Here is a 13017-nt window from a genome sequence, read left to right as displayed (position 1 = left end):
CGGCGAGCTAGGTGAAAATCGAAGCAAAACCATCTCGAGTGAACTCGATTTGCTCTCTACCGAGGATAGATGAGAATGTCCAAGCGCACATTTGGGCAAAGTTAGGGCACCATGGATGTGTGGCTGAATTGGAAGAAGACTTTAACGAAGATTTGCTACTCGACTTTCGCGACGTAAACCTCATCCGTGGTGGCCGTACGCTGGTCGGGCCGGTCGATTGGCAAGTAGAACTTGACGAGCGCTGGGTCATCATGGGGCCGAACGGTGCAGGCAAAACTTCTTTGATGCGCATTGCTGCAGCGGAGGAATTCCCGTCTTCAGGGGTGGCCCATGTGATGGGCGAGCAGATTGGGCGCACCGACATGCGTGATCTGCGCACCATGATTGGTTTGACATCATCGTCGATTGCTCACCGCATTCCCAATGACGAAAAGGTCGCGGACCTTGTTATTTCCGCCAGTTACTCCGTCCTGGGGCGCTGGCGTGAGACCTATGAAGAGATGGATTTCGAACAGCTCTCCGAGATTCTCGAGCGCATGGGTGCTGAGCATCTTGCAGACCGCACCTGGGGCACTCTCAGTGAGGGAGAGCGCAAGCGCGTACTCATCGCACGAGCCATGATGGTCAACCCCGAATTGCTGCTTCTCGACGAGCCGGGAGCCGGACTCGACCTCGGCGGTCGCGAGGACCTCGTCGGTTACTTAGGCGAACTCGCACTCGACCCGGATGCGCCGGCGATGGTGATGATTACGCACCACCCGGAAGAAATTCCGTACGGCTTCACCCATGCGATGCTCCTCGACGAAGGCAATGTCATCGCACAGGGGCTTATTGACGACGTCCTGACCAGTGAGAACCTGACCAAGGCTTTCCACCAGGAAATCGTCGTCGATCGCATCGATGATCGCTACTTTGCGCGCCGGGCACGGCCTGCTGGAAAGCACCGGAAGAAGTAGACGCTCATGGCGGTTCCGACACCTGAAACCCCGAATACACCCGCGTCGCCGAAACTGGCTGCGACTGTGTTGCTGCTCCGCGACACCCACTGCGGGCTCGAGGTCTACGTTCAAGAACGCGTATCCTCAATGCGTTTTGCGGCCAACATGACCGTGTTCCCCGGCGGTGGAGTAGACCGGCGTGATTTCCCCGCTGTCGCGAATGAGGGCATGGCCGTGACCGAGCCGTCGGAAGCCGACCCCGAGTCGCGGATCGCGCAGGCTTTTAACGTCGACCGCGTGCGGGCGCACGCGCTCACCTGCGCGGCCGTGCGTGAGACCTTTGAGGAAACAGGCACTCTGTTGGTTCGCGATGCTGGCGGTGAGATTGTCGCAGATGCCCACCGCTTCCACCGTCAGCGACGACAGTTGGAAGCCCACGAGTTGTCATTGACGGATTTTCTTAGCAATGAAAATCTGGCGCTCGATGCCGAACTCGTCAGTCCTTGGGCTAACTGGGTGACACCCGAATCCAACCCCATTCGTTACGACACCTATTTCTTCCTCGCCGCGCTTCCCGACGGTCAAAGAGCCGACGGTGACACCTCTGAGGCATCATCTTCAGGTTGGTTCCGACCGACTACGATTTTGGATGGATGGCGCCGTGGGCTACTTGGCCTCATGCCTCCGACCTGGGCGCAACTGACTCGCTTGGACGGTGTCAGTACTGTGGCGGAGGCTCTCGAGGCGGCCAGAAACACTCCGGTGCGACGCACCAGTAGTGACTTCCTCGGGGAACCTTTTATGGATGAGTACTTTGCCGTTGCCACCCACATGGGGCATTTGCGCAAAGGTATGAACCGTTAGCCGACTACTCAACCCCCGTTAACCGGCTGATCCCTAGTTGGAAGGAGATAACGAGTGTCCCTGTCCGCTGCAGAGGTGGCCGCTGTTGCTGCTCACCCGGAGTGGCTAGATGAGGCCGACCAGCTCGCGCTCACTAAAAAGTCTCTGATTGCAGACTCCGCGCATCTACGCCAACACTGTGGCGAGTTTGGTCGCGCGGTCATTGAAGTCGCGGCAGCTCGGCGTTCTGCGGTCAGCAAACTGCCAGGGGACTGGATCTTCTCTTCCGAAGCAGCGCAACAGGCCACGCCCTTTGTCGTCGCGCTGGCTCGCGCTCGTAGGCTTGCGCATCTCGGTGTCGAATCAGTGGCCGATGTGACCTGCTCCATTGGTACTGAGGTGGCAGCAATTGACCACGAGGGCCTGACCGTTGTCGGGTCTGATCTCGACCTTGCGCGGCTGGCCATGGCGCGGCATAACGTCGGCAAGAACATTTTCGCGCAGGCCGATGCTTTGCAACCGACCTTTGACGCACCCGTCATTGTCGCTGACCCTGCACGCCGCTCCGGTGGTCGCAGGATCACCAACCCGGAGGACTTGCTCCCATCGCTGCCGGCGCTCATAGCCGCCTGGCCCGACAAAGAACTAGCTATCAAATGTGCGCCGGGCCTCGACTTCAGCGAGTGGAGCGGGGAAGTGGCTGTCACTTCGGTGGACGGTGCGGTCAAGGAGGCATGTCTATATACGCCGGGGTTGGCCGGAGTTACCGATGGGCAATCCGTAACGCGATCGGCGATGGTTATCCGGACCGTCGATAAGCACAGGCCGTTAGAGTTGTCGGCGGTGGACGTGCAGACCTACGACGACACCATGCCTGACGACGTCGATGTGCGCGCTGCCGGTCGGTACATCATTGATCCGGATGGGGCGATTGTGCGCGCCGGGCTGGTGCGGCATTTTGCGGCGGCGCATGGGCTGTGGCAGCTCGATGAGCGGATTGCGCACGTCAGTGGCGATGTTTTGCCGCAGGGGATTGCCGGGTTCGAAGTTATTGAGCAAGTGGGGTTGAAGCAGGTTCGCAAGGCACTGGCAGCGTTGGATTGCGGATCGGTGGAAATTCTCGTGCGCGGCGTAGACGTCAACCCCGACGCGTTGCGCAAGCAGTGGAAACTTAAGGGCTCCAGGGCATTGGCGGTGGTGGTCACGCGCATCGGAAGGAGCGCGACGGCGTTTATCTGTCAGCCCCGGGAGATCGGTTAAGGACCGCTTTACGACGGAAAACTGGTGGGGGTAGCCCGTTGGGGATCGGTGTTTGCTGTTGGCGAATACTGCGGAGACAGCTGCAGTTGATTGCGTACTATTAACGTCTGACATGCGGAAATAGCATGTTGGCGGGCGGGCTGTGCTCGTGGTGTAGAAAAAAATTTAAAAAAATAACGACATTGTTATCTGGATCACCTTCGCATTGGCGACAGGTTCTGTTATCTTCAACACAGACGACCTAGAGCGTGGCCTGGTTCACTTTATTGTGAGGCGGCTTGCGAAGTAAGGTCAGATAAACGTTCACCAGTAATCAACCAGTAAGGACGACAGAAAAATGCCGAACATCGTGGTTCTGGTCAAGCAGGTTCCGGACACCTGGTCCGAGCGTAAGCTCACCGATGACAAGTTTGTCCTCGATCGTGAGTCTGCAGACGCAGTTCTCGACGAAATTAATGAGAACGCTGTTGAGGCTGCCCTGCAGCTGAAGGAAGAGCACGGCGGAAACGTTACCGTCGCAACTGTTGGCCCGGATCGTGCCATCGAGGCACTGCGCAAGGCTCTGTCCATGGGGGCAGACGACGCCGTCATTCTTTCGGACGACGCACTTGAAGGTTCCGACGCTGTTCAGACCGCATGGGCTCTGTCCAACGTCATCGACACTCTCGAGGATGTTGACCTCATCGTCACCGGCAATGCCTCCACTGACGGTGGTACCGGCTCCGTCCCGGCTGTCCTCGGTGTTTACCGCGACCTCCCGGTTCTGACTCACCTGCGTTCCGTCGCTATCGACGGTGACTCCATCACCGGTGAGCGCGAGGTTGAAGACGGCATCTACCAGCTCAAGGCATCCCTGCCGGCAGTCGTCTCCGTCACTGAGAAGGCAAACAGCCCGCGCTTCGCATCCTTCAAGGGCATCATGGCCGCTAAGAAGAAGCCGGTCACCGAGCTGACCCTGGACGATGTTGCTGCTGAGGCAGAGCAGGTTGGTCTCGAAAACGCTGCTACCGGTGTCACTGGCTCCACTCCGAAGCCGGCTAAGACCGCTGGTGAGCGCATTAACGATGAGGGAGACGGCGGCGCCAAGCTGGCCGAGTACCTCAAGGCCCAGAAGTTCATCTAAGGCGCTTGACGCGAATAGAAGACAAATAGAGATACAAGTAGGAGAAAGATCACTATGACCGACGTCCTCGTTCTCGTCGAGCACGCAAATGGCGAGCTGAAGAACACCACCGCTGAACTGCTGACCGCTGCTTCCGCATTCGGCACCCCGGCCGCAGTTGTCGTGGGTACCCCGGGTACCGCTGCTGGCTTCGCAGACACCCTGGCCTCCTACGGCGCTGGCGAGATTCTCGCTGCTGAGTCCGACGATGCCGACAAGTACCTGATCACCCCTGAGGTTGACGTTCTCGTCGGCCTGGCCTCCGAGCGTGAGGTTCCGGTGCTGGTTTCCGCTTCCGCAACCGGCAAGGAAATCGCTGGCCGCGTCGCTGCGCTGACCGGTTCCGGTCTGCTGTCCGACGTTGTTGCTATCAACGATGACGCTTCCGTTAAGTACTCCATCTTCGGTGGCGAGTACATCGTTGACGGTGTCGGCTACGGCGCATCCCCGGTCTACGCTCTGCGTCCGGGCTCCGTTGACCCGGAGGAGAAGTCCGGTTCCGCTGACGTTACCGAGATTGCATTCCCAGAGATCGGCAACAACGCTGTCGAGATCGTTTCCTTTGCGCCGGCTGAGGGCGGCGACCGTCCGGAGCTGACCGAGGCTAAGCTGGTTGTTTCCGGTGGCCGCGGTGTCGCATCCGAGGATGGCTTCAAGAACGTTGTTGAGCCGCTGGCAGACGTTCTCGGCGCAGCTGTTGGTGCTTCCCGTGCTGCTGTTGACGCTGGCTACTACCCGGGTCAGTTCCAGGTTGGCCAGACCGGTAAGACCGTTTCCCCGGACCTCTACGTTGCTCTGGGTATTTCCGGTGCTATCCAGCACAAGGCAGGTATGCAGACCTCCAAGACCATCGTTGTGGTCAACAAGGACGAAGAGGCTCCGCTGTTCGAGATTGCTGACTTCGGTGTCGTCGGTGACCTGTTCGACGTTGTCCCGCAGGCTATCGAGAACCTGAAGTAATACGCACTTGCCTTAAGGCTGCTAGTTGCGTAAGGCTGCTGGCCGAGAGTCAACTCGGCTAGCAACTACCCGCTCGGGGTGGGCACAGATTTCCTGTCTGTTCCCGCTCCGAGCATTTTTTTGGTCCTACTCATCTGTTCGTGCAGACAGTGAGGTTTAACTATGGCGGATAGTGAGCATAAGCCGCACGCAGCGTTATACTGCCTGCATGCTTAATGACCACATCGTTGCCGCTCCGGACGAGAAGAGTGAAATGAAGTCTGCTGCGAAGACCCGTCACTTTGTGGATCATGCCGCGACTACGCCATTGCGCCCAGAAGCGCGCACGGCAATGGTCGAGAACCTAGGTCTGGCCAACCCCTCGGGGCAGTACGCCACCGCACGCATTGCGAAAAAGGTTCTGGAAGAGTCCCGAGAGGAAATTGCAGAGCTGCTCGGTGCCGATCCCATCGAGGTAGTTTTTACTTCCGGTGGAACTGAGGCCGACAATCTAGCGATTTCAGGCCTGTACTTCAAGGCCTCTGGCTCGGACATTGTGGTTCCACCAATCGAGCACGATGCAGTGTTGAAGACATGCCACCATCTGGAAAAGGAACACTGGGCCAAGATTGTTGAGGCTCCTGTAGGTGCTGATGGTCGCGTTGACATGGTGCAGTTCCCGGCGATGAGTCGGCAGAACACCGCGCTGGTGACGTGCATGTGGGCGAACAATGAGACCGGCACTATCCAGCCGGTGGAGGAGATTGCCAAGCGGGCGAAGGAGGCTCGCGTGCCTTTCCATATCGATGCTGTGCAGGCAGCCGGACATCTGCCAATTGATTTCCACGCAAGTGGCGCCACTACAATGGCCATCTCCGCGCACAAGTTCGGCGGTCCCCGTGGGATTGGGGCGCTGCTTGTTCGTCGTGAAGCGAAACTTACCCCGCATAACAACGGCGGCGGGCAGGAACGCGGACTGCGTTCGGGCACGCAGGACGTGGCGTCGGCGGCGGGCATGGCGGCAGGACTGCGCGCGGCGGTGGACGCGATGGCGACGGACAATGAACGAATCCGCGGTCTGACGCAGCAGCTCATCAGGGCAATCGTGCACATCGACGGTGCGATTATCCACACCAGCGAGCTCGCTTTGCCGGGGCACGTCTACGCTAGCTTCCCGGGCGCGGAGGCCGATAGTTTGATCATGCTGTTCGATGCGGCGGGAATTGACTGCTCTACGGGATCGGCATGTAGCGCGGGCGTTAACCGTCCCTCGCACGTGCTGATGGCGATGGGCGTTTCGGAGCCGGAAGCGCGGTCGTCGATTCGTTTTACGCTGGGGTACACCTCGACGCAGGCGGATGTCGACGCCGTCATTTCGGCGCTGCCGGAAACGGTCGAGCGGGCGCGGCGTGCGGGCATGGCTTAGTTTTTGCCCCGTGGTGGTACGGTGACACGTGCACAAAATCTAGAGGGGAAAGGTTGCAACGCAATGCGAGTTCTTGCAGCAATGAGCGGTGGTGTGGATTCTTCCGTGGCTGCGGCGCGTGCATTGGCCGCAGGTCACGAGGTCGTCGGCGTGCACTTGGCGCTGTCGAAAGATCCGCAGTCCGTTCGCGCTGGATCCCGCGGCTGCTGTTCGCTAGAGGACTCCGGCGATGCCCGCCGCGTCTGCGATGAGCTGGGCATTCCTTTCTACGTCTGGGATTTCTCCGAGCGCTTCAAGGAAGAGGTCATGGATGACTTCTACGACTCCTACGAGCGCGGCGAGACGCCGAACCCATGCCTGCGCTGCAATGAACGCATCAAGTTCGCCGCTCTACTAGAGCGCGGCATCGCGCTCGGCTTCGACGCTGTGGTCACGGGGCACTACGCTTTGCTTGGCGACGACGGCCTGTTGCGCCGCGGCCGCGATGCGAAGAAGGACCAGTCCTATGTCCTGGGCGTGCTGGATCGCGAGCAGCTGCAGCGCTCGATGTTCCCGGTAGGAAACACCGAGAAGCCAGAGATTCGTGAAGAAGCCCGCGGGATGGGACTAGGCACTGCCAACAAGCCGGACTCTTACGACATCTGCTTCATCCCGGATGGCAATACCAAGGCGTTCCTGGGCGCGAAGATTGGCCGTCGCCCGGGCACCATTGTGGATAAGGAAACTGGCGACACCGTCGCTGAGCACGACGGTGTCTACGGTTTCACCATTGGTCAGCGCAAGGGGATTGGCCTGGCGGGGCCGATGCCGGATGGCAAGCCGCGCTATGTCACCGGCATTGATGCAGAGACCGGCACGGTGACAATCGGCACGGCTGCGGACTTGAATGTCAACGTGCTCGAGGCCGACCGTGCCATCTGGCTGGCCAACCCGGATGAGGTACTCGCTGCCTCGGAGGCCGGCAAGCTGCAGGTGCAGGTGCGTGCGCACGGTCGCCCCATCGACTGCCGCATTGAAGTGCTGGCAGGACCTGACGATGACGTCACCGGACGCGGTGGCGCCTTCCGGCTGCACCTGAGCGATCCGCTTCGTGGTGTCGCGCCTGGTCAGGCCGCTGTTTTGTACCACACTGACACTGCGGGCGACTACGTGCTGGGCTCCGGCACGATTGTCTCGACCGCCCGTGAAGAGGACTTGTCGTGACCTCCTTCGTCGGCCTTGGCCCGATGCCGGGCCGCAATCCACACGAGGCGGCAGAGATTGTCATTGGCGAATGCCTGGAAGGTCACCTCACGCTACCGACGTTGCCCGCCCGTGGGTTCGGCGCCGATGCCGTCGGTCGCACGGCCGCCCTCATGGCTGACCTCGTCGTCGACAGGGGAGCGCGCTCCTGGAAAGTCGCCGACCGTCGTGGTCGCGCGAGTGCCTTGGCCACTGATTATCTCCACCGAGACATCGACGCGTGCGAGGAAGCGTGGGGACGCACCCCGCAGAAAATTCGCCTGACCGCTCTCGGCCCATGGACGATGGCGACTTCGGTGGAAAATGCCGCAGGCCATCTCATCGCCGTTGACCGCGGCGCCGTGAAGTACTTCGCGCAGTCGTTGGCCGCGGGATTGGCTTCCCACATCGCCGATGTCCGTCGGCGTTTCGACAGCGACATCGAAGTACTTCTGGCAGAACCCGCACTCGGCGCAGTCGTACAGGGCAAAATCAAGGCCCCGTCCATGCTGATGGGCAACGCGGGTTATCTCCCCGCCCAGGGGCACCGCGAGATCGCGGAGATCTTCCTCGAAGTCACAGGGCCGCTGCGTGACGACGAAATCGAAGTGACCATCGCGCTGTCGAGCCCCGATGGCCTGGCTGTTCAGGCCTTGGCGGATTCCGGTGCGGCCGGAGTGTGGCTACCTCGCAAAGAACTGACCACCACGCAGCAACTGGATTTTGCGGCTGCCGTGGTCGGTGCCGATATGTCCCTGGAGCTGGGTATTGTGCCAGTGACGGTCACGGAGCGAGAAGAGCACACGGGCGTCCCGGTGGCGACACCGGCTCGAGCACTCGCTGAGCAAGCAGCGCTGTTCTGGGATGAGCTGGGCTATTCGCGCCTACAGATTGCTGAGAGCCTGAATCTGGCGCCGATGGGCGGCTTTGCTGCCAGCTCCAATGAAGAAGCACAGGCGCAACTCGGCGCAGGCCGCAATGCCACGGAGCTTCTTCGTCGGGCAGCCGGTGACTTGGCTCGCGACGAATAGCGACCTTATTCCACCAGCGTATTGAGGTAGTCCGCGAAGTAGGGAAGTGTGAATTCCACGTATCCCGTCGACGCTGACACAATCAGCTCACGGTAAATCAGGTCATGGCGAAGCTGTGAGATGCCAGAGAGTTTGCGTCCCATGGTCTCTGCGATGACGCTCGTGGCCACGGGCTTTCCATTGGGGGAGAGGCGCGCCATCGCTTTGAGAAAATCAATCTGGCGAGGTGACACTTTCCGCAGGCTGGGCGCATGAACTTGCAGCCCGATGCGGCGGATGGATTCCGCTGCGGCATCCGAGACATGCTGAGCGGTAATGGTGTCCGAGTGGGCCAACCTGGCCTTCGCCCAAGCGACTGAGCCAATGGTCTGTATGAGATACGGGTAGCCGTGGCTGAGTTCAGCGGCCAGCTCGACGGCATCCTCGGTCATCGCGCGTTCGCCGAGTTCTGCAGTTCTGCGAATGATGTCCTTGGTGGTCTCCACGTCCAATCGGCCCAGAGACACGCGTTCGGCACGGCGTAAGAATGTTGCGCCCTCTAGCTGGAGCAAGTCTTCGATACCGCTGGGCAGCCCGGCTGCGACAAAGGCAATCTCCGCATCGTCGCGATTTAGGTCCTGGATTGCATGGGCAATTTCGTTGAGCTGTGCGGGTTCTGCACTTTGCACCTCGTCGAGAGTGAGCAAGATGCCGGATCCCTGTGGCATGAGGAGAGCCGAGAGATCCTGAAGTTGGCTGAGCAGATTCCTGCCGGGCTCGGGCTGAGAAGTGCTGACTTCCGTCTTAAACCCGCCAATGCCGGCGATGGACAGGCCGGTGAGGTGACGGCCCTTGCCCGTCGGTGCACTGTCAATGGCACTGAAAGCGCGCGGAATGGTGACATCGGTGAGCTCAGAAATCATTTCAGAGCCGATGTGAGCACGCAGCACAATCCATCCCAGTTGCTTTGCTGCGGCTTCAAACTCGTTGAGAAGTACCGTCTTGCCGATTCCGCGGGTACCGGAAATTAGCGCGGTTCGCCAGGGATTACCGGGGCCTTCCGCCAGAGCCAGCTCAAACGAGTCCAGCTCGACATCGCGCCCACCGATGATGGCCGGGGATCGGCCGAATGTGGGGTGGAAAGGATTGCGTGGGATGGAGATGGCCTTGTCGCTGCGAGTGGTCACGCATCAATAATAGCAATGGATAATCCACATCGACTTGGATAACTTGGATATCCCGCCGAAATTTGGATATTCGGTTTCCGTTGGATAATCACAAAACTCTGGATATTGGGAGAGCCGGGGAGGGTGAAGGGGTCGCTGCTCAGTCCATCGGCCACCCGAAGGTGAAGTCCGACGTATCCTTACCCTTTTCGGTCAGGTACTGCTGCAGGTTCTTCTTGTACTGGTAGTACGCGACGGCCTGCAGCTCCATCAGCTCTTCCCCTGATTTTTCGGTTAGCTCCCGGTAGTGGCGCGCCATCACCCATGCGATGCGCGCAGCCGCCAGAGCATCTTCGGTGGCATCATGTGCCCCGTCCAGGCGCACCTGATAATGGCGGGAGACATCAGTCAAAGTGCGTTTTTCACGACGTTCTGGGTCGACGTAATTATCCAGCACAAAGGGGTCGACGACGAGGCCGTCAACAGTAAAACTGGGATCCTGCGAGCGCAGTACCGTCAGATCATAAGCCGCGTTATAGGCCACTACGGTCAGACCATCGCGCCAGGCAGCTCGAAGGCCGGCAATGGTATCCGCTAGCACTTCATCGTGCGGGCGCCCCTCCGCGCGAGCTTTTTCAGTGGTGATGCCATGCACATCAGACGCAGCTTGTGGAATTTCGACACCGGGATTAGCGAGCATGATGGTGGAATCTTTGCCCTGCTCAGTCAGTCGGACCAGTGCGGAAGTGACAATCTTGCAGGTGCGAGGATCCGTGCCGGTAGTCTCCAGATCAAACGCGAGCATGCGTCGCGGATCGAAATTATGCATGTCTCAACTGTAGCGGAGAGTGCGGATTCGCTGAGGGGCAGGAACAAGGTCAAGAGAATTTCCGTGTCCTCCGGCGCATCCGGGCAATGACATAGAATGAGCGACGTGACTTCCTCGACCGATGAGAACTCCGACCTGTCAACCTCCGATTTGTCTTCGTTTTCCAGCGCCCCCGCCTCCGAGCCAGCGCCGGCGGACGTCCGGGAGAAGTGGCAAGATCTAGCAACTCGCATTCGTGAAAACGCTGCGCTGTACTACACCGCGCAGCCGGTTATCTCCGATGCTGAATACGACGAGATGTTCCGTCAACTGCAGCGGTTAGAGGAGCAGTGGCCCGATCTGGTGGTGCCGGACAGCCCCACGCAGCAGGTCGGTGCGCAGGTCGACACGCCTGCCGACGGGGAAGTGTTCGAGCCTGTTGAGCACCTCGAACGCCTTTACAGCTTGGACAATGTTTTCGATGAGCAGGAGTTGCGCGGCTGGCTGGCCCGCACCCCGGCCAGCACGTATCTGACCGAGCTGAAAATCGATGGCCTGTCTATCGATCTGGTCTATGAGAATGGCCGCCTTGTCCGGGCGGCCACCCGCGGAGACGGCCGCGTGGGGGAGAACGTCACCGCCAATGCGCGCACTATCGAAGATATTCCGCATGAAATCAGCGGCGAGAACATCCCCGACGTGCTCGAGGTGCGTGGTGAAGTCTTTATCTCGTTGGAAGAGTTCGAACGCATCAACGCCGATCGCGTCGAAGCGGGTCAGAAGCCGTTTGCCAACCCCCGTAACGCCGCCGCCGGTTCCCTGCGACAGAAGGATGTTGCAGAAGTGGCCAAGCGCCGGTTGTCCATGATTTGCCATGGAATTGGTCATATCGAGGGCTGGCGTCCACAGTCCCAGCACGAGGCATATCGTGCCTTGGACGAGTGGGGTTTCCACGTGTCGCCGTATACAAAGCAGGTTCATTCCGCGGATGACGTCGTTAAGCAGATGCAGTACTGGGGCGAGCACCGCCACGACGCCATCCACGAGATGGACGGGCTTGTGGTCAAGGTTGACTCCCTTTCCGAGCAGCGCGCGTTGGGCGCGACCTCGCGGGCGCCGCGCTGGGCGATTGCCTACAAGTATCCGCCAGAAGAGGTCACCACGGACCTGCTGGACATTCGAGTCTCCATCGGCCGAACTGGTCGTGCGACGCCATATGCCGTGATGAAGCCGGTCTTCGTGGCCGGGTCAACTGTCGAGATGGCGACGCTACACAACCCTTCCGAGGTGCACCGAAAGGGTGTGCTCATCGGGGACCGTGTGACCATCCGCAAGGCCGGTGACGTGATTCCAGAGGTACTCGGCCCCGTAGCCGATCTCCGAGATGGTAGCGAGCGAAAGTACATTTACCCGACTCTCTGCCCCGAGTGCGGTACTCGTTTGGCTCCGGCAAAGGACAGCGATGCCGATTGGCGTTGCCCCAATACCCGCTACTGTCCAGGTCAGCTGCGGCGTCGAATTGAATTCCTCGCCTCCCGCTCCGGGTTCGATATCGAAAACCTGGGGGAGAGGGGCGCTGCCGATTTGATTCATCGCGGCGTGCTTGCCGACGAGTCCCGCCTCTTCGACCTCACCGAGGAAGATTTGCTCGGCACTGAGGTCTACACTACGGCTTCGCGGAAAACCCTGAACGCCAATGGTAAGAAACTGTTGGCCAACATCGAGGCAGCTAAGGATAAAGAGCTGTGGCGCGTATTGGTCAGCCTGTCCATTCGTCATGTGGGTCCAACAGTGGCGCGGACCTTGGCACAGAAGTTCGGCTCGATGGAGGCGCTGCGCGCTGCGAGCCGCGAGGAGATTTCGGCCATCGATGGCATTGGCGAGATCATCGGCGATTCCGTGGCTGACTGGTTCGAGGTGGACTGGCACCGCGAGGTTGTCGAGCGCTGGGAAGCTGCCGGTGTGCGTATGGCCGATGAGGTCGCCGATCGTCCAGATCAGGTGCTAGAGGGATTGACCGTGGTAGTCACCGGCTCTTTGGAGGACTTCACTCGCGACAGCGCGAAGGAAGCCGTTATCTCCCGTGGCGGTAAGGCCGCAGGGTCGGTGTCGAAGAAGACCGACTACGTGGTGGTTGGCGAAAACGCCGGTTCCAAGGCCACAAAGGCCGAGGAGCTGGGCTTGCCCATCCTCGACGAGGATGGGTTCAAGCGATTGCTGGAAACTGGTCAGGCCTAGCTGGGG

General features: G+C 59.9%; 11 protein-coding genes. 9 read left to right on the top strand and 2 right to left on the bottom strand.

Annotated features, from left to right (window positions below; translation table 11 throughout):
• Positions 1–119 precede the first annotated feature (119 nt).
• The 8 genes from HMPREF2547_RS05725 to HMPREF2547_RS05690 all read left to right on the top strand — a co-directional run bounded on the left by HMPREF2547_RS05725 (position 120) and on the right by HMPREF2547_RS05690 (position 8820).
• Complete coding sequence (locus HMPREF2547_RS05725) at positions 120–956, top strand: ABC transporter ATP-binding protein (protein WP_048735276.1); 837 nt, start codon at positions 120–122, stop codon at positions 954–956.
• Positions 957–962: 6 nt separating this feature from the next.
• On the top strand, positions 963–1802 hold the full coding sequence (locus HMPREF2547_RS05720; RefSeq protein WP_070546741.1) for an NUDIX hydrolase: 840 nt from the start codon (positions 963–965) through the stop codon (positions 1800–1802).
• A gap of 54 nt (positions 1803–1856) precedes the next feature.
• Entirely contained in the window at positions 1857–3041 is a 1185-nt protein-coding gene (locus HMPREF2547_RS05715; protein WP_070605070.1) for a THUMP-like domain-containing protein, read from the top strand.
• Positions 3042–3378: 337 nt separating this feature from the next.
• A complete protein-coding gene (locus tag HMPREF2547_RS05710; RefSeq protein ID WP_070605067.1) occupies positions 3379–4164 on the top strand; it encodes an electron transfer flavoprotein subunit beta/FixA family protein in 786 nt (261 codons plus the stop codon).
• A gap of 54 nt (positions 4165–4218) precedes the next feature.
• Positions 4219–5163 (top strand): electron transfer flavoprotein subunit alpha/FixB family protein, encoded by a 945-nt coding sequence (locus HMPREF2547_RS05705; protein WP_016422471.1) that lies wholly within the window; start codon positions 4219–4221, stop codon positions 5161–5163.
• Positions 5164–5416: 253 nt separating this feature from the next.
• The gene (locus tag HMPREF2547_RS05700) at positions 5417–6568 is read left to right on the top strand and encodes a cysteine desulfurase family protein (RefSeq protein WP_070605137.1); all 1152 of its coding nucleotides are present in this window, start codon (positions 5417–5419) and stop codon (positions 6566–6568) included.
• 63 nt (positions 6569–6631) lie between these two features.
• On the top strand, positions 6632–7771 hold the full coding sequence (mnmA, locus tag HMPREF2547_RS05695) for a tRNA 2-thiouridine(34) synthase MnmA (RefSeq protein WP_048735286.1): 1140 nt from the start codon (positions 6632–6634) through the stop codon (positions 7769–7771).
• Positions 7768–8820, top strand: a complete 1053-nt coding sequence (locus tag HMPREF2547_RS05690) for a uroporphyrinogen decarboxylase/cobalamine-independent methonine synthase family protein (protein ID WP_048735289.1) — start codon at positions 7768–7770, stop codon at positions 8818–8820. Before mnmA ends, HMPREF2547_RS05690 begins: the two co-directional genes overlap by 4 nt.
• A gap of 5 nt (positions 8821–8825) precedes the next feature.
• Here HMPREF2547_RS05690 and HMPREF2547_RS05685 read toward each other — a convergent pair whose 3' ends face one another.
• Together HMPREF2547_RS05685 and HMPREF2547_RS05680 are read right to left on the bottom strand one after the other, a co-directional pair.
• Positions 8826–9986, bottom strand: coding sequence for an ATP-binding protein (locus HMPREF2547_RS05685; protein WP_048735292.1), 1161 nt, complete (start codon positions 9984–9986; stop codon positions 8826–8828).
• A gap of 139 nt (positions 9987–10125) precedes the next feature.
• Positions 10126–10794: a 3'-5' exonuclease gene (locus tag HMPREF2547_RS05680; RefSeq protein WP_069358819.1), complete on the bottom strand. Its 669-nt coding sequence runs from the start codon at positions 10792–10794 to the stop codon at positions 10126–10128.
• Positions 10795–10890: 96 nt separating this feature from the next.
• On the opposite strand from HMPREF2547_RS05680, the gene ligA reads away from it, so the two are divergent.
• Positions 10891–13011: an NAD-dependent DNA ligase LigA gene (gene ligA, locus HMPREF2547_RS05675; RefSeq protein ID WP_101738712.1), complete on the top strand. Its 2121-nt coding sequence runs from the start codon at positions 10891–10893 to the stop codon at positions 13009–13011.
• The last annotated feature ends 6 nt before the right edge of the window (positions 13012–13017 follow it).

The organism is Corynebacterium sp. HMSC055G02, assembly GCF_001809065.1.
GTDB classification, from domain to species: Bacteria; Actinomycetota; Actinomycetes; order Mycobacteriales; family Mycobacteriaceae; genus Corynebacterium; species Corynebacterium jeikeium_D.
The sequence above is the reverse complement of the archived record's forward strand: the minus strand, read 5'-3'. Positions and strand labels throughout refer to the sequence as shown.